This is a genomic window from Micromonospora sp. WMMC264, assembly GCF_027497275.1.
Classification (GTDB): Bacteria; Actinomycetota; Actinomycetes; order Mycobacteriales; family Micromonosporaceae; genus Micromonospora; species Micromonospora chalcea.
In genome coordinates, this window is record NZ_CP114907.1 from 1,525,161 (window position 1) to 1,542,703 (window position 17,543).

The following is a 17,543-nucleotide window of genomic DNA, read 5'->3' on the forward strand; positions in this document are numbered from 1 at the left end:
TGTCGCCATGCGTCTTCGAAGAAAGCTGCTCGCCGCCGCGTCCGCACTGCTCGCCGGGCTCGCGGGCACCGTCGTCGCCACGCCCGCCCACGCGGTCGGACCCGCGTTGCTACCCGTCACCGTCACCAACACCACCGGTCGCACCGACCCGGTCTACCTCTACGTCATCGGCGTCCAGCTGTCCTCCGGCCGGCTCGGCTACGTCACCGCCGGCGGCGCCTTCGTGCCGTGGAGCGGCGGGCAGATCCCGCCGTCGCCCGCGCCGGACGTCTCCATACCGGGCCCCGGCAACGGCGGCAGCACCACGATCCAGTTCCCCCGGGGCTTCTCCGGCCGGGCCTACTTCGCCCTCGGGCAGAAGCTGAAGTTCTTCCTCACCCCGGACGGACTGGTGCAGCCCGCGCCCTGGGCGGCCGGTGACGCGAACCGCGACATCCTCTTCGACTGGAGCGAGTTCACCTACAACGACTCCGGGCTGTGGCTCAACAGCTCCCAGGTCGACATGTTCGCGATCCCGCACGCGGTCACGGTGACCGGCGCCAACGGCGTCACCAAGCGCACCGGCGACGTGGTGGCCAACGGACGCAACGCGGTCATCGACGGCATCCGGGCGCAGCCGGGCTGGGCCAACACCGTCCACACCCGCTCCGACGGGACCGTGCTGCGCGTCCTGGCTCCGGGGAAGGCGGCCGGGGCCGGCCTGCTGAGCACCACCTATCTGGACTCCTACATCGCCTCCGCGTGGAACGCGTACACCACGAAGACGCTGACCGTGGCGCCCTTCGCCGACCAGCCGGCCATCCGGTACTACGGCCGCACCTCGGGCAACACCATGACCTTCACAAACGGCAGCGGCCAGGTGGTCGCCTCCTTCAACCGGCCCTCCTCGGCCAGCGTCTGGGGATGCGACGGCGACCTGCCCGCGCCGAACGACCAGGTGGTCGGCCCGATCTCGCGTACGCTCTGCGCGGCCCTCAACCGAGGCACGCTCGGCACCATCGACACCCAGCCCAGCACGAACGCCGCCGACTTCTACCGCAGCAACCCCACCAACCAGTACGCCCGCCTGATCCACGCCAACATGACCGACGGCCGGGCGTACGCGTTCGCCTTCGACGACGTCGGCGGATTCGAGTCACTGGTGCACGACGGCGACCCCCGTTCGGCCGGACTGATCCTCAGCCCGTTCACCGGAGGTGGGGGCGGCAACCCGACCACCGGGGTGCCCGTGGTCAGCAACTGGAACAACAAGTGCATCGACGTGCCGAGCTCCAACTTCGTCGACCGCGCGCCGCTGCAGATGTGGAACTGCAACAACACCAACGCGCAGAAGTGGACGTTCAGCGGCACGGCGCTGAAGAGCCAGAACAACAAGTGCATGGACGTCGACGCCGGGTCCACCGCCAACGGGGCGGTGGTGCAGCTCTACACCTGCAACGGCACCGGCGCCCAGCAGTTCACCCTGAACTCGGCCGGGGACCTGGTCAACCTTCAGGCCGACAAGTGCGTCGACATCAAGGACCGGAACGGCAACGACGGCGCGAGGCTCCAGCTCTGGGACTGCACGGGCACGGCCGGCCAGAAGTGGCGCAAGGGCTGACCGGCCCTGCGACGGGGGGCGGGGGCCGACCGCGAGTCGCTCCCGCCACCCGCCGCGACGGCTCGCCGTCCCGCAGGACGGACGCGCCGACCACGTCGGCTCACCGCCCCATACGATGGACAACGGTGCTGGTTCGCCGTGCCCGTGAAGGGTGTGGCGTCGTAAGAGGGAACCCGGTGTGAGTCCGGGACTGCCCCGCAGCGGTGAGTGGGAACGACAGCCGTCATCGAAGCACTGGACCGTGAGGTCTGGGAAGCGACGGCCAGTAGGTGACCGGGTGGATCCGGTCGCGCCCGCGAGTCCGAAGACCTGCCCGCACCGCGCGCACCGTCCGGTGTGCGCCGCCGACGGTCGCTCGGGACGGCCGGTGCGGAAGCCGGTACGCCGTCTGTACCCCTTCCCTCCCCGCCTCGATCGGCCTCGTGTGCTTCGAGGGAAGGGATCTCCATGAGTACCGCATTCGGTCAGAGCACCGTGCTGGGCTATCCACGTATCGGGGGCAACCGGCAACTCAAGAGGGCCGTCGAGGCCTACTGGGCGGGCCGGATCGACGCCGAGGAGTTGGCGGCGACCTCTGCCGCGCTACGGGCGAAGGTGTGGCGGACGCTGCGCGACGCGCGCCTGGACGCGATCCCGTCCAACACGTTCTCCTACTACGACCACGTGCTGGACACGGCCGTCGCCGTCGGCGCGATTCCGCGCCGGTTCGCCCGTCTCGGCCTCGGCGACCTCGGCACCTATTTCGCCATGGCCCGGGGCGTCGATGCCGAGCCGGCGCTCGAACTGACGAAGTGGTTCGACACCAACTACCACTATCTGGTTCCCGAGATCGGCTCCGACACCACCTTCGCGCCGAATCCCGACAAGGCGCTGCGCGAGTACCGCGAGGCCCGCGAGCTGGGAATCGACAGCCGGCCGGTGCTGGTCGGGCCGGCGACATTCCTGCTGCTGGCCAAGCCCACCGAGGCCCGCGGCGAACCGTTCGACCGGCTGACCGACCTGGTCGACGTGTACGCCGGCATCCTGCGATCCCTTGCCGCGGCGGGCGTGCGATGGGTGCAGCTGGACGAACCCGCCTACGTCGCCGACCGGAGCGCCGCCGAGATCGACGCGCTGCGGGAGGCGTACACCCGGCTCGGCGCGGTGGAACAGCGGCCGGCGATCTTCGTCGCCACCTATTTCGGCGAGCTCGGTGACGCGCTGCCCGCCCTGCTCGACACGCCGGTCGAAGCGGTCGGCGTGGATCTGGTGGCCGGGCCCGGCAACCTGCGGCGGCTGGCCGGTGCGGGACCACTGCGCGGCAAGACGATCGTGGCCGGCCTCGTCGACGGCCGCAACGTCTGGCGTACCGACCTGCGGGCCGCCGTGGCGGCCGGTGCCGCCGTCACCGCCCTCGCCGACCACGTCGCCGTGTCCACCTCGTGCTCGCTGCTGCACGTGCCGGAGGACCTGTCCGCCGAGACCGCTCTCGACCCGGCGCTGCGTCAGCGGCTCGCCTTCGCCCGGCAGAAGGTCGATGAGGTCGTCCGGCTCGGCCGCGCGCTGCGCAACGGCACCACGTCCCTGCCCGAGCCGCTGCCGCCCACCCCTGCCGCCTGGCGCGACGACACCGTACGCGGTCGGCTCGCCGCGCTGCGCGCCACGGATCGGCAGCGCGGCGCGGACCCGGAGCGTGCGGCGGCACAGCAGGCCCGGCTGAACCTGCCGCCCCTCCCGACCACGACCATCGGATCGTTCCCGCAGACCGACGAGCTGCGCCGCGCGCGTGCCGAGCACCGGGCCGGGCGTCTCGACGACGCCGCCTACACGCAGCGGATGCGCGCCGAGGTCGAGCACGTCGTCCGGCTCCAGGAGCGGCTGGGCCTGGACGTGCTCGTGCACGGCGAGCCGGAACGAAACGACATGGTCCAGTACTTCGGCGAGCAGCTGGACGGGTTCGCCGCCACCGAACACGGCTGGGTCCAGTCCTACGGCTCCCGATGCGTGCGTCCGCCCGTCATCTACGGCGACGTGGCACGCAGGGCGCCGATGACCGTCAACTGGTCCACCTACGCGCAGTCGCTGACCGACCGGCCGGTCAAGGGCATGCTCACCGGCCCGGTCACGATCCTGGCCTGGTCGTTCGTCCGCAGCGACCAGCCACTGGCAGACACCGCGGACCAGGTCGCGCTCGCCCTGCGCGACGAGTGCCGTGATCTCGAGGCAGCCGGTATCCGGGTCATCCAGGTCGACGAGCCGGCGCTGCGTGAGACGCTGCCACTGCGCAGGGCGGACCAGAAGGCGTACCTGGACTGGGCAGTCGGGGCGTTCCGCCTGGCCACCTGCGGAGTCGCCGACGACACCCAGATCCACACCCACCTGTGCTACTCGGAGTTCGGGGAGGTGATCACGGCCATCGACGCCCTCGACGCCGACGTCACGAGCATCGAGGCATCCCGCTCCCGGATGGAGGTCCTCGACGACCTCGCCGCGATCGGATACCGCCGGGGTGTGGGGCCCGGCGTCTGGGACATCCACTCACCCCGGGTGCCGTCCCACGACGAGGTCGTCGGCGCGCTGCGCCGGGCCGTGGCCGCGGTGCCGGCCGAGCGGCTGTGGGTGAACCCCGACTGCGGCCTCAAGACGCGCGGCTATCCCGAGGTCGAGGCGTCCCTCCAGCACCTGGTCGCCGCCGCGGCCGAGCTGCGCGGACGCTGAGCCGCCGGCCGGGCGGAACGCCGCGCCGTTCCGCCCGGCCCGGGCCCGGTTCAGCCCTTGACAGGCCGTGCCCCGAGCGCCGAGGCTGCATGAAGTGATGTATGTCGATGTTACGGGGGCATGATGCGACGCAGGATCTTCGCGCTGGCTACAGCAGCCGCGGTCGTCGTCGGCGGGGCCATGACGATGGCGCTGCGGCCGGCCTACGCCGCGACGGCGTGCACGGTGGACTACACCATCACCCGGGAGTGGTCCAGCGGCTTCTGGGCCGAGCTCACCGTCACCAACCTGGGCGCTCCCGTCACCGACTGGTGGCTGCGGTTCCGGCAGGCGAACGGTCAGACGATCACCATGGGCCTCGACCGGCTGCCGGACGGATACACGCTGGGCAGCGGCGAGATGTATCCGATGACCATGCTCCGTCCGCCGGCGGGATCCACGCTGCCGACCGGCGCCTCGGTGACGGTGCGGTTCGGCGGCAACTACCAGGGTGCCGACCCCGAGCCGACCGACTGGGTGTTGAGCGGCCAGCCGTGCGACGGGGACGGCGCCGACCCGACCGGCTCGTCGCCGCCGCCGGCCTCGGGGAGCCCGCGGCCCAGCCCACTGCCGGGCGGGCCGTCGGTGGCGCTCACCTCGCCCCGGCCCAATGACTTCTTCGCCGCGCCGGGCGTCATCCCCATCCGTGCCGAGGCCACGGCGGCGCCCGGCCGACGGATCGAGCGGGTCGAGTTCCGCGAGCGCGGCAGGCTGCTCGCCGTGGACACCACCGCGCCGTACGCGTTCGACTGGCGCGGCGTGCCGCCGAACAGCGGCACCCGCCTCACCGCCACCGCCTACGACAGCAGCGGCGCCCAGGCCACCGCCGAGGTCCGCGGCGTCCGGGTGCTCCCGCCGCAGGCACCCGGCGCCGCGCCTGCGCTGAAGGCGTTCGGCAACCGCATCCTCACGGTCGCAGCCAGTCCGAGGCCGTACCGGCCCCGTGGAATCATCCGGTCGGCCGCGCCCGGCGAATGCGCATGGGGACCGATCCACTGGGACGGCCCGGTCGACGACGCGTCGGTAGGCGCGCTGCGGGCCCGCGGCGTCAACGCGGTACGGGTCGTGCTGAGCGACGCCTGCTACGCCTACACCGGCAGCCCTGCCGATCGGCAGAACCGCGTCGGCTACCTCGACGAGGCGGCCCGGTACGTCGACCGGCTCGTCCGGGCCGGCATCACACCCGTCGTGTCGCTACGCCAGAGCGACATCTCCGCCACCCGCACGTTCTGGAGCGCGGCGGCGGAGGTGTTCGGCGACGACAACGCAGTGGTCTTCGACATCTCGTCCTACGACTTCCCGGCGGTCGGCGGCACCGATCCCGCGGCGGTCTGGACCTGCTGGCGCGACGGCGGATCCGAGTGCGCCGGCGCCGGTCTGCCGCCCTTCGGCGTGCAGGAGCAGATCCGCCTGCTTCGCGTCCAGGGCTCGTTCAACCTGGTCCTCGCCGCCGGGATCGACGGCGGCAACGATCTGAGCCGGTGGCTGGAATATCGCCCGGCTGACCCGGACGGCCGCAGCGTGGCCGCCGCCTGGCGCGTCGACGACCGCTCGGCCTGCGCCACGCCGGCCTGCTGGCGGTCCACGCTGCTCCCGGTCGCCGCCCAGGTGCCGCTGGTCGCCACCGACGTCAGCGCCGGCTCGGGGGCGCCGACGTTCGTACCGCGGACTGTCGCCTGGCTCGACCAGCACGGCATCGGCCACCTGCGCCGGTGACCGGGGGAGGGGAGGTCGCGGCCGGAGGGCCGGTCAGACGGCCGCGCGCGCCCACTGCTGGTTGGTGCCGCTGCCTCTCCTACCCGTACGACCCCTCGACCGGGTCGGCGTGGGCGGGACATCGCACATCGAGCCGTCCATCGACGTTCATCCAACAGATCGGCGTGCGTAAGCTCCGCACGGTCGGATCCATGGAACCTACGGAGGAGGTTCCATGGATCGTCGAGCCATGTTGCGGGCCACTGTTGTCGGTGCGGGCGCTGTCGCCCTGCCGTTCACGGCGTGGTCGGCGGCGTACGGAGCCCCGGCACAGAACGCGGCGGGGCCCTACGGTGGGCTTCAGGCAGCCGACGCCAACGGCATCCAGTTGCCGGCCGGGTTCACCAGCTCGATCGTCGCGCGGTCCCGGCGGACGGTGCCGGGGACGTCGTACACCTGGCACGACGCCCCGGACGGCGGCGCCGTGTTCCCGAACGGCACCGGCTGGATCTACGTGTCGAACTCCGAGGTGTCGGCCGGTGCGGGTGGCGGCGCCTCGCGACTCGTCTTCAACTCCAGCGGCGCCGTGGTCGGGGCGTCGCGGATCCTCTCCGGCACCAACAACAACTGCGCCGGTGGGAAGACGCCGTGGAACACCTGGCTCTCCTGCGAGGAGGTGTCCCTGGGACGTGTCTTCGAGACGTACCCTCTCGGCGGGACCGCGGTGGCGCGTCCCGCGATGGGCCGGTTCAAGCACGAGGCGGCCGCGGCCGACCCGGTCCGCCGCGTGGTCTACCTGACCGAGGACGAGACCGACGGCAAGTTCTACCGGTTCGTGCCGGCCACCTGGGGTGACCTGTCCGCCGGAACACTTCAGGTCCTCCGCGCCGGTACGGCCACCTCCGGCACGTTCACCTGGGCCACGGTGCCCGACCCGGACGGCTCGCCCACCCCGACCCGGCAGCAGGTGTCCGGCGCGAAGACGTTCAACGGTGGCGAGGGCTGTCACTACGCGGACGACACCGTCTGGTTCACCACGAAGGGCGACAACCGCGTGTGGCAGGTCAACCTGGCCGCCGGCACGTACGAGCTCGCCTACGACGACAACCTGGTCAGTCCGGGCGCCCCTCCGCTGACCGGCGTCGACAACATCACCGGGTCCACTGCAGGTGACCTCTACGTCGCCGAGGACGGCGGCAACATGGAGATCTGCATGATCACGCCGGACGACAAGATCTCGGTCTTCCTGCGGATCACCGGACAGAGCGGTTCGGAGATCACCGGGCCGGCGTTCACCCCGGCGGGGGACCGGCTGTACTTCTCCTCGCAACGCGGCACGACCGGCTCGTCGTCCGGCGGCATCACCTACTGCGTCACCGGTCCGTTCCGCCGTTGACCGGCTCCCGGTCCCGCCGGCAGTGACCACACGGTGAGGGACGCCCGGTCCTCACCGGGCGTCCTTCACCGGCGTGCTCCACGCGGACGCGCCGGGACGACGGCCTCTCGACGTCGGGGTGTGAAACCGCCGATTCCGCCGGCCGTCACGGCACGTGGCCGGTTCCTGGCGCATTGACATCGGCGCACCGGCCACAGCAGACTGTCGCGACAACTCAACCACCGCGTGTACGTGCGGGGGAAGACCGGTCGAAATCCGGCGCTGGCCCGCAACGGTAGGCCGCCCAGAGAACTCTGCGGCGGCGAGCCCGAATACCCGTCGTACGCGTGCAACCGCTCCCCACCCGTCGTGGCCCACGGGTCGGAGTCCCGGACGCCCCCGCGTACTGCGGTCGTCCGGGCTTTCGACGACCGCCGGGCCGGAAAGGCGCTTCCGATGGTCGTCCGCCGAAGCCGGCACCGCCTGCTCGCGCTCCTCTGCGGCGTACTCGCCGCCCTCACCCTCACCACACCGGCCGTCGCCGCCCCCGATCGCGCCGCCCTCACCCGCCCGGAGGCCGCCGCCGGCTGGCTCGCCCGGCAACTCGTCGACGGCGAACGCTTCGAGGCGGTCTTCGACGGTGTCGCCTACCCCGACCAGGGGCTGACCCTCGACGCCGTGTTCGCCTTCGCCGCCGGCGGCGTCGCCGACGACCACGGCGCCGGCGCGCTGGCCTGGGTCACCCGGCCGGACATCCGCGACGGCTACCTCGGCGACGGCGTCTCCGAGGCGTACGCGGGCGCGACCGCCAAGCTCGCCCTCGCCGTGCAGGTGCGCGGCGGCGACCCGGCCGACGTCGGCGGGGTGGACCTGATCGCCCGGCTGCGTTCGCTGCAGACGCCGGCCGGCCGGTTCAGCGACCGGTCCGCGTACGGCGACTACAGCAACGCGTTCAGCCAGTCCTTCGCGCTGCTGGCGCTGGACCGTACCGCGGCCGGGGCGCCACCGGCGGCGGCCGCCTGGCTGGCCGGCACCCGATGCCCGGACGGCGGCTACCCGCTGCTGCCCGCCCAACCGGTCTGCACGTCCGACGTGGACGCCACCGCGCTCGTGACGCAGGCGCTGCGCGCCGCGGACCGTCCGGCCGACGCCGCCGCCGGGCTGCGCTGGCTGGTGTCCGTTCAGCGTGCCGACGGCGGCTTCGCCAACGCGGCCGGCACACCGAACGCCAACAGCACCGGCCTCGCCGCGCAGGCCCTGCGCGACGGTCACCGGCTGCCGGCCTGGGCGCGGTCCCGGGCGTTCCTCGCCGGACTCCAGGTCGGCTGCGCCGGGGCGCCCGCCGACCGGGGCGCTGTCGACTTCGACGGTGGCGGCTTCGACCCGGCCACCGCGCCCCGGGCCACCGCCCAGGCCGTCCTCGGTCTCACCGGGGTCGGGTACGCCCGTCTGTCCGCCGCCGGCGCCGACCCCGGCGCACCGGTGCTCGCCTGCCCGTGAACCGCCTCGCCGCTCACCCGATCACAGGAGGACCCGTGTTCCGTCACCGTCCCACCGCCCGCACCTGGATGGCCGGCCTGCTGGCCGCCGTCGTGGCCGGCGTCGCGCTGACCGCAGTCGAACCCGCGCCCCGGTCGGCGCACGCCGCCGCCTGCGTCGGCACCTCGGGAGTCACTGTGGTCGTCGACTTCGCCGCGCTCGGCGGCGGCGTACAGGTCGCCTGTGCGCCGGGCGATCCGGCCACCGGCCTGGCCGCGCTTCAGGCCGCCGGCTTCACCGTCACCGGCACCGCCCGCTGGGGCCTGGCCTTCGTCTGCCGGATCAACGGCAAGCCCACCGCCGCGACCGAGCCGTGCGTCAACACCCCGCCGGCCACCGCGTACTGGTCGTACTGGCACGCGTCCAGCGGTGGCTCCTGGTCCTACAGCACGTCGGGGGCGACCGGCTACAACCCCGCGCCGGGCAGCGTCGAGGGCTGGTCCTTCGGCGCCGGCGCCCCGCCGAGCATCGCCGCTCCCTGAACCGCGGCTGCGAACGGTGTGACCAGCGGCGCACCGGGTACCGGCAGCTGCTCTGGCGTCGTCGCGCGCCCGGGCGGTACGGTGTCGGCACCCGGTGCGCCGGGCACAACTGCATACGTCCCGTGTGGGGGGAAGCCGGTTCGAAGCCGGCGCTGACCCGCAACCGTGAGCGAGAGTCCCTTTCGCGAGCCGGAATGCCCCGCCCGGGACGAGCGGCTTCCACTGTCGAGGTCTACAGGGTGAAGTCCGGGCCGCCGAGGTCCGACCACCCCGCCCACCGCAGCACGCGGAGCGGGGTGTCCGTCTCTCGGGGTGCTTTCCGGAGGTTTCACCGACCGCTCTGCGAAAGGCACCCCTGATGCCCCTGTCCCGGCGTCTCACCACCGGTCTCGGTACAGCCACGGTGACGGCTCTCGCCGCGATCACCGGCACCCCGCCGGCCGTTGTCGCGGCACCCGCCCCGGCCCACATCACCGCCGCCCGCGACGCCGCGTCCTGGCTGGCCGGCGAGTTCACCGACGGGGCGCTGCCCGGCCCGTTCGCCCCCGAGGACTGGGGGCTGACCATCGACGGCCTGGTCGCGCTGTCCGCCACCGGCGTCGACGCACCGACCCGGCAGGCGGCGACCGCGCAGGTCGCGACACACGTACGGTCCTACAACAGCTACGACGACTGGGGCATCGAGGGCTTCACCGACGGCGGGGCCACCGCCAAACTGCTCTACGCCGCGGCCGCCGCCGACGCGGACCCCACCGACTTCGGCGGCTACGACCTGCGGGCGGAAACCCTGTCGCTGATCGCCACGGCCGACGCCGGGCACCAGCGGGGACGGATCACCAGCCGTACCACCGCCGACAGCGGCCCGGACGCCAGCAACACCTTCGACCAGTCCTTCGCCGTGCTCGGCCTGGCCCGCAGCGGCGACCTGCCACAGGATCCGGTGGACTTCCTGATCCGGCAGCAGTGCGCGGCGGGCGGCTTCCGGCTCTACCCGGACGCCGCCGACGGGCCGTCGCCGTCCTGCGACGACCAGCCCGGCGCCACCCTCGACGTCGACTCGACCGCGATGGCCGTGCAGGCGTTGCTGGCCGCCGCCGAGGACGGCGCCACGGGCGCCGGCGACGCCGCCCGCAAGGGCGCCGACTGGCTGGTCACCCAGCAGCACGCCGACGGTTCCTTCGGCGGCTCGGGACCCACCACCGGCGCGAACTCCAACAGCACCGGCCTGGCCGGGCAGGCCCTCGCCGCCGCCGGCCGCGACGACGAGGCCGCCCGGGCGGCGACGGCCCTGGCCGCGCTGCAGCTCACCGCGGGCAACGGTGGCGCGGCCTCCGCCGACGCCGGCGCGATCGCCTACAACACCGACGGATTCACGGCTGCCGCGGCGGCCGGGATCACCGACACCGACCGGGACCAGTGGCGCCGGGCCACCGCGCAGGCCCTGCTCGGGCTGGCCCAGGTCCCGCTGGGCCGGATCGGCCTCGACCCGCCGCCCACGTCGACTCCCACCCCGACCGGCACGGCCTCGCCCACCGCGCCGTCCACGCCCTCCGCGTCTCCCACGCTCACCACTTCGCCTCCACCGACCGGCACCGCCGGCCCGACGCCGAGCGTGACCCGCCCTCCGGCGACACCCGCGCCCACGACCGCGGCGCCGGCCACCGTCGCGCCGCCGATCACGACCCCGGCCGCGTCCGGGCCGGGCGGGCTGCCGACGACCGGCGTGGCGATCGGTAGCTACCTGCTGATCGCGCTGCTGCTGATCGGTGGCGGAGTGACACTGCTCGTGCTCGGCCGACGGCGGGCGGGATGAGCCTCCGCGCCGCCCGTGGCGCGCTGGCCGTCGCCCTGGTCACCGCCTGCACCACGATCGGACCGGGCAGTCCTGCGGTGGCCGCCGGGTCGGCCGGCTACTGCCCGGACGCCTCCGGGGTCACAGTCGTGGTGGACTTCAACGAGCTCGGCGGCGGGACGGTGGTGCGGTGCGCGCCGGGCACCCAGGCCACCGGCCTCGCGGCGCTCAAGAACGCGGGCTTCCCGATCACCGGAACCCTGCGCTGGGGCGAGGGGTTCATCTGCCGGATCGACGGCAAGCCGTCGGCCGCGACGGAGAAGTGCGTCGACACCCCGCCTGCGAGCGCCTACTGGTCGTACTGGCACGCCCCGAACGGCGGCAGCTGGACGTACAGCGACAAGGGCGTGCTCAACCGCAAGCCGGCGGCCGGCAGCTTCGAGGGCTGGTCGTTCTCCCTCAACCGCAACGCCGACGACGCGCCCCGTCCCGGCGTCGCGCCGAAACGCCCCGCCCCGCCACCGCCACCGCCACCACCGCCGCCGCCGCCCACGGGCGGTGAGCCGGCGGCGCCACCACCGGCGGGAGGAACCGTCGCACCGCCGCCGGTCGCCGGTGGCCGGCCCGGCGAGCCCACCCGGCCGGGCGGCACCTCCGGCCCGCCGGTCTCCGTCGGCCCGCCGACCTCCGCCGGCACGTCACCGACGGCCGGTACGCCGACCCTGACGGCGACGCCGGGCGCCGCCACCGGCACGGCACCGCAGGGCTCCTCCGACGAGCCGGTGGTGACGGATGTCGCCGCGTCCCGTGACGACGACGGCCTGCCACTGGGCACGATCGCCGGGGTGCTTCTGCTCGCCCTGCTCGCCACCGGCGCGCTGGTCGCGGCCCGACGACGCCGTGCCGCCGACCCGGATGACTGACGTCACGGTCACCGGGTCGCGGCCGGCCGACGCCCGTCGTCTGCCGGGCCGGTGGCCGGTGTGGTGGCTGCCCCGGGGGCTGCACCCGGGCGCATGGTGGCTGTGGGCGCTCGGCCTGGCCACCGCGGCCAGCCACACCACGAATCCGCTGCCGCTGGCCCTGCTCGTCGCCGTCGCCGGTCTGGTGGTGGTGCGCCGCCGGGGCGACGCGCCGTGGGCGTTGGCGTTCCGCATGTACGTCTGGCTCGGCGCGGTGATCGTCACGATGCGGGTGGTGTTCCGGATCGTGTTCGGCGGCGGCCAGGGCGACCACATCCTGGTCCGGCTGCCGGAGATCCCGCTGCCCGCGTGGGCGGCGGGCATCCGCCTGTTCGGACCGGTCGCCGCCGAGCAGATCCTCGGTGGCTTCTACGACGGGCTGCGGCTGGCGACGATGCTGATCTGCCTCGGTGCGGCGAACGCCCTGGCCAACCCGAAGCGGCTGCTCAAGGCCGTACCCGGAGCGCTGTACGCGATCGGCACCGCCGTCGTGGTCGCGTTGTCGGTCGCCCCGCAGCTGGTGGAGAGCGTGCTACGGGTCCGCCGGGCCCGGCGGCTGCGCGGCGCGTCCGCCCGCGGGATGAGGGCGCTGCGCGGGATCGCCCTGCCGGTGCTGGCCGACGCGTTGGACCGGTCCCTGGCCCTCGCGGCCGCGATGGACTCCCGTGGTTACGGCCGCACCGCGGCGGTGCCCGCCGGGCAGCGAACCGTCACCGGGGCGCTCGTCCTCGGCGGGCTGGTCGGCGTCTGCGCCGGCACCTACGGGCTGCTCGACACCGCCGCACCCGGCTACCTGGGGCTGCCGATGCTCCTGGCCGGACTGACCGCCGCCGTGACCGGCATGCTGCTGGCCGGTCGCCGGGTCCGCCGCAGCCGGTACCGACCGGACCGCTGGCGTCCGGCCGAGCTGCTCGTGGCCGGCTGCGGGGTGGCCGCCGCGGCACTGACCATGCTCGCCGGCTCGGTGGACCCGGAACTGCTCTACCCGCCGGTCAGCCCGCTCACCTGGCCCCAGCTGACCCCGCTGATGCTTCTCGCCGTCGGCGTCGCGGCGGCACCCGCCTGGCTGGCGCCGCCACCACCGCCGACAGTATGTGCCGGACGCCCGCCGTCGGTGGACCGGCCCATCCCCGTCACGGACGTGCCGGCAGACGGAGTGCGCGCCGCGAGGGCATCGACACCGGGAGACCGCCCATGATCACTTTCGACCGGGTCACCGTCCACTATGCCGAGGGCGGCCCGCCACCGTTGCGGGATGTGACGTTTCGCGTCGAGGAAGGTGAACTCTGCTTGGTCGCGGGCCGTACCGGTGCCGGAAAGTCGACGCTGCTGCGGGCGATCAACGGTCTCGTCCCACACTTCACCGGCGGCACCCTGCACGGCGCCGTCACCGTCGACGGCAGGGACACCCGCACGCATCCGCCGCGCGATCTCGCCGACGTCGTCGGCGTGGTCGGCCAGGACCCGTTGGCCGGCTTCGTCACCGACACCGTCGAGGAGGAACTGGCGTACGGGATGGAGCAGCTCGCCCTGCCACCCGCGGTGATGCGCAAGCGGGTGGAGGAGACGCTGGACCTGCTCGGCATCGCCGACCTGCGCGACCGGCCCCTGCGGACGCTGTCCGGCGGTCAGCAACAGCGGGTCGCCATCGGCGCGGTGCTCACGGCGCACCCCCGGGTGCTGGTGCTCGACGAACCCACCTCCGCGCTGGACCCCACCGCCGCGGAGGACGTGCTCGCCACCGTCACCCGGCTGGTGCACGACCTCGGAGTGACAGTGGTGCTGGCCGAGCACCGGCTGGAGCGCGTCCTGCAGTACGCCGACCGGCTGCTGTACCTGCCCGGCGACGGCCATGTCCACGACGGGACGCCAGCGACCGGGCTGGCCCACATCGACATCGCGCCACCCCTGATCGAGCTGGGTCGCCTCGCCGGCTGGACACCGCCGCCGTTGTCGGTCCGTGACGCCCGCCGGCGGGCGTCCGACCTCCGGCACCGGCTCGCCGGCGTGGCGCCGCCGCCGGTCCCGGCGGGCGCGGACACCGGTCCCACGCTGACCGCGCGGAAGATCGTCGTACGGTATCCGGGCACCGTCGCGGTGGCCGGCGTCGACCTCGATCTGCGCGCCGGCCGGGTCGTCGCGTTGATGGGCCGCAACGGATCCGGCAAGTCCAGCCTGCTCTGGGCGGTGCAGGGCAGCGGCCCACGCCACGGCGGCACCGTCGCCGTGACCGGGCCGAAGGGCACCGTCGACCCGAAGGCCCTGCCGGCCGGTCAGGCCCGCCGGCACGTCGGCCTCGTCCCGCAGGACGCCGGTGACCTGCTCTACCTGGAGACAGTCGACGCGGAGTGCGCCCAGGCCGACCGGGAGACCGGCGTACCGGCCGGCACCTGCCGGGCGCTGGTGGACCAGCTCGTCCCCGGACTGCCCGGTGACCGGCACCCCCGGGACCTGTCCGAGGGACAGCGGCTCGCCCTCGCACTCGCCGTGCAGCTCACCGCCGCTCCGCCGGTGGTCCTGCTCGACGAGCCGACCCGCGGCCTGGACTACCATGCCAAGCGGCAGTTCACCGCCGTCGCCCGGATGCTGGCCGGCAGCGGCCGAGCCGTGGTGGTCGCCACCCACGACGTCGAACTCGTCGCCACCCTCGCCGACCGGGTGATCGTGATGGCCGAAGGGGAGATCGTCTCCGACGGCACCACCGCAGAGGTCATGCTCGCCTCGCCGGCGTTCGCGCCGCAGGTGGCCAAGGTCCTCGCCCCCGCCCCCTGGCTGACAGTGGAACAGGTCGCCGCCGCGCTCGACGAGACCAGGGCACCGGCATGAGCGTGCTGCGGGTCGCCCCGCGTACCGCTGTGGTGCTGACCCTCGCCTCGGCCGCTGCGCTGGCCACCTTCACCTGGCCGTTCTTCGTCCCCGCACACCCGGAGAGCACCGCCCGCACCGGCGAGGCGCCGCTGGTCTTCATCGTCATGCTGCCGGTACTCGTGGCGCTCGTCCTCGCCGAACTCACCTCCGGCGGCATCGACAGCAAAGCCCTGGCGATGCTCGGCGTACTCGCCGCCGTCAACGCCGCCCTGCGCCCCCTGGGTGCGGGGACCGCGGGCATCGAGACCGTGTTCTTCCTGCTCGTCCTGGCCGGCCGGGTCTTCGGACCCGGGTTCGGGTTCCTGCTCGGTGCCACGTCGCTGTTCGCCTCCGCCCTGCTCACCGCAGGCGTCGGGCCGTGGCTGCCGTTCCAGATGCTCTGCGCCTCGTGGATCGGCCTCGGCGCCGGCCTGCTTCCGGCCCGGCTGCGCGGCCGCGCCGAGGTCGCCGTCCTGGCCGGGTACGGGATGCTCGCCGCCTACGGCTACGGCCTGCTGATGAACCTGTGGTTCTGGCCGTTCAGCGTCGGCGCGGACACCGAGCTGTCCTACGTCGCCGGTGCCCCCGTACTGGAGAACCTGCACCGTCTCGCCCTGTTCACCGCCGTCACGTCCACCTTCGGTTGGGACACCGGCCGCGCGATCACCACCGCCGTGGCGATAGTCCTCGCCGGTCCTGCCGTCCTCGCCGCGCTGCGCCGCGCCGTCCGGCGGGCCGCGTTCGGCGCGCCGGTCACCTTCGCCGCGGCGTCCGACAGGCCCGCGGCGAAGGTGACCGGCATCCCGCAGTCCTCCTCGCAGGCGACGTAGGGCGCCGGCCGGAGGGTCGGTCAGACGGTCGTACGCGACCACTGCTGGTTGGCGCCGGTGTTGCACGCGTACTGCTTGAGGACCGCACCGTCAGCGGTCGATGCGGCCGGTACGTCCACGCACTTGCCGCTGTGCCGTGCCCGGAGTTGGAAGTAGCTGCCGCCTGTGACCATCTGGAACTGCTGGTTGGTGCCGGTGCCGCAGGTGTACTGGATCAGTTCGGCGCCGTCGGCGGTGGACGCGCTCACGACGTCGAGGCACTTTCCGCTGTTGCGGCTGACGAGTCGCCAGTAGCCGTTGCCGGCGTCCTGGAACTGCCACTGTTGCCACGTGTTGCCGTTGTACGTGTACTGGCCGACGCGCGCGCCGTTGTCGGTGTTCGGTTGCTGGACGTCCATGGCCTTGCCGCTGTGTCGCACGGTGATCCGGTAGAACGTGTCAGTCGACGGCGGGGGCGTCGTGGGGCCGCCGCCGATGGTGTCGCCCCAGGCGTACCGGATCTGGTCGGCGCCGGAGGTGTTGCGGACGGTCAGGTTGAGGTCGGTGCCGCTACCGCTGAGCGAGTACATCGAGTACCAGTCGTAGCCGATGGTGCCGGGCTTGCCGCCGAGCGCGGGCCAGTAGGTGCCGCCCATCCGGTTGTCGCGCATGACCTGGGCCATGGCGCGGATGTGGCGCACGAAGTTGTCGGTGCTGTTCGCGTCGGCGTAGTTGCGGCCGTCGTTCATGGGTGCGCCGAACTCGGTGGCGACCGCCCGCGACGCGCAGTTGCCGAGGCGGGTCTGGATGTGGCTCCGGAAGGCGTCGTAGGTCATCTCGCCGTAGAAGAATGCGTAGTGGTGGAACGACAGCAGCGTCGAGGCGAATCGGCTGTCGTTGCAGATGTCGCGCAGGTCCTGACTGAACCCGGTGCCCCCGATGAGCACCCGGCTGGGCACCGCCGAATAGTGGTAGCTGAGCCAGTTGGCAGCGACGTTGCGCCACTCCGTCGAGCTGTAGCCGTGGGGCTCGTTCATCGGCTCGAAGTAGACGTTGGAGTTCGAGCCGTACGTGTTCGTCACCGTGGACCACATCGCGTTCCAGGCGGCGAGGTTCGTGATCCGGCCGCCGGAGGCGGCGCCGTCCTCCCAGTAGGCGAGGATGACCTTGAACCCGCGGGCGGTGGCGGCGTCGATGGCGCCCCGGTAGGCCTCCCACCACGCCGTTCCCACCGTGTGGGTGTTGATGGGTAGCCGGACGGTGTTGACGCCCATGGTGGAAGCCATGTCGTCGTAGAGGGCGTTGGCCTTGGCCCGCACCGTCGCGTTGCTGTCGGAGGAGCTGAGGCCCTGCACGACGAGGGGACCGGTGCTGAAGTTGTCACCCAGCACGGCCCAGTTCATGCCTCGGAACTGGTTCGTGACGGCGACGGCGGGCGACGACACGACGGCGACGCCGCCGACCATCGCCGTCGTCGCGGCCACCAGCACGATCAGCAGCCGGCGTAGTGACCTGGTGCTCCGCGCCGGGCCCGGTGGGCGGCGCCGCGACGAGGTGGTCCGCGTCGGGAAGTGGTCGATCATCTGATCCAGCCTCTCTGGCTCCGGACATCGGGCTGACCGCCGAATCCGCTGCTGCCCGGCAGTGGTCCGGCCGTCCTTAGTCCCCTGGGGCGGCCCAGGTTAGCGCTAACATCACCCGCATCG

Annotated in this window: 12 protein-coding genes and 3 riboswitches; of the genes, 11 read left to right on the plus strand and 1 reads right to left on the minus strand. The window is 73.2% G+C overall.

Annotated elements, in window-relative coordinates:
* Window positions 1-7: 7 nt before the first annotated feature.
* The 11 genes from O7542_RS06320 (at window position 8) to O7542_RS06370 (ending at window position 15,858) form a co-directional block, all read left to right on the plus strand.
* The gene (locus O7542_RS06320; protein ID WP_281605846.1) at window positions 8-1,600 is read left to right on the plus strand and encodes a beta-1,3-glucanase family protein; all 1,593 of its coding nucleotides are present in this window, start codon (window positions 8-10) and stop codon (window positions 1,598-1,600) included.
* Window positions 1,601-1,712: 112 nt separating this feature from the next.
* A riboswitch (cobalamin riboswitch) is annotated at window positions 1,713-1,932 on the plus strand.
* A gap of 115 nt (window positions 1,933-2,047) precedes the next feature.
* On the plus strand, window positions 2,048-4,297 hold the full coding sequence (metE, locus tag O7542_RS06325; RefSeq protein ID WP_281605847.1) for a 5-methyltetrahydropteroyltriglutamate--homocysteine S-methyltransferase: 2,250 nt from the start codon (window positions 2,048-2,050) through the stop codon (window positions 4,295-4,297).
* A gap of 120 nt (window positions 4,298-4,417) precedes the next feature.
* Complete coding sequence (locus O7542_RS06330; protein ID WP_281605848.1) at window positions 4,418-6,052, plus strand: Ig-like domain-containing protein; 1,635 nt, start codon at window positions 4,418-4,420, stop codon at window positions 6,050-6,052.
* A 214-nt stretch (window positions 6,053-6,266) separates the two neighbouring features.
* Window positions 6,267-7,427 carry an alkaline phosphatase PhoX gene (locus O7542_RS06335; protein ID WP_281605849.1) on the plus strand — a complete coding sequence of 387 codons (1,161 nt, stop codon included), beginning with the start codon at window positions 6,267-6,269 and terminating at the stop codon, window positions 7,425-7,427.
* Between the two features lie 201 nt (window positions 7,428-7,628).
* Window positions 7,629-7,765, plus strand: a riboswitch (cobalamin riboswitch).
* A 97-nt stretch (window positions 7,766-7,862) separates the two neighbouring features.
* Window positions 7,863-8,906 (plus strand): peptidase, encoded by a 1,044-nt coding sequence (locus O7542_RS06340; RefSeq protein ID WP_210882200.1) that lies wholly within the window; start codon window positions 7,863-7,865, stop codon window positions 8,904-8,906.
* A 68-nt stretch (window positions 8,907-8,974) separates the two neighbouring features.
* Entirely contained in the window at window positions 8,975-9,427 is a 453-nt protein-coding gene (locus O7542_RS06345; protein WP_176722815.1) for a hypothetical protein, read from the plus strand.
* Between the two features lie 84 nt (window positions 9,428-9,511).
* A riboswitch (cobalamin riboswitch) is annotated at window positions 9,512-9,649 on the plus strand.
* A 136-nt stretch (window positions 9,650-9,785) separates the two neighbouring features.
* The gene (locus O7542_RS06350; protein WP_210882202.1) at window positions 9,786-11,240 is read left to right on the plus strand and encodes a terpene cyclase/mutase family protein; all 1,455 of its coding nucleotides are present in this window, start codon (window positions 9,786-9,788) and stop codon (window positions 11,238-11,240) included.
* The gene (locus tag O7542_RS06355; RefSeq protein ID WP_210882204.1) at window positions 11,237-12,142 is read left to right on the plus strand and encodes a hypothetical protein; all 906 of its coding nucleotides are present in this window, start codon (window positions 11,237-11,239) and stop codon (window positions 12,140-12,142) included. Before O7542_RS06350 ends, O7542_RS06355 begins: the two co-directional genes overlap by 4 nt.
* Window positions 12,135-13,379 (plus strand): CbiQ family ECF transporter T component, encoded by a 1,245-nt coding sequence (locus O7542_RS06360; RefSeq protein WP_113973119.1) that lies wholly within the window; start codon window positions 12,135-12,137, stop codon window positions 13,377-13,379. The genes O7542_RS06355 and O7542_RS06360 overlap by 8 nt, the downstream gene beginning before the upstream one ends.
* Complete coding sequence (locus O7542_RS06365) at window positions 13,376-15,007, plus strand: ABC transporter ATP-binding protein (RefSeq protein WP_281605850.1); 1,632 nt, start codon at window positions 13,376-13,378, stop codon at window positions 15,005-15,007. Before O7542_RS06360 ends, O7542_RS06365 begins: the two co-directional genes overlap by 4 nt.
* Window positions 15,004-15,858, plus strand: coding sequence for an ECF transporter S component (locus O7542_RS06370; RefSeq protein ID WP_281605851.1), 855 nt, complete (start codon window positions 15,004-15,006; stop codon window positions 15,856-15,858). The genes O7542_RS06365 and O7542_RS06370 overlap by 4 nt, the downstream gene beginning before the upstream one ends.
* Before the next feature lie 20 nt (window positions 15,859-15,878).
* On the opposite strand, the gene O7542_RS06375 is transcribed toward O7542_RS06370, so the two are convergent.
* Window positions 15,879-17,420 carry an RICIN domain-containing protein gene (locus tag O7542_RS06375; protein ID WP_281605852.1) on the minus strand — a complete coding sequence of 514 codons (1,542 nt, stop codon included), beginning with the start codon at window positions 17,418-17,420 and terminating at the stop codon, window positions 15,879-15,881.
* Window positions 17,421-17,543 lie beyond the last annotated feature (123 nt).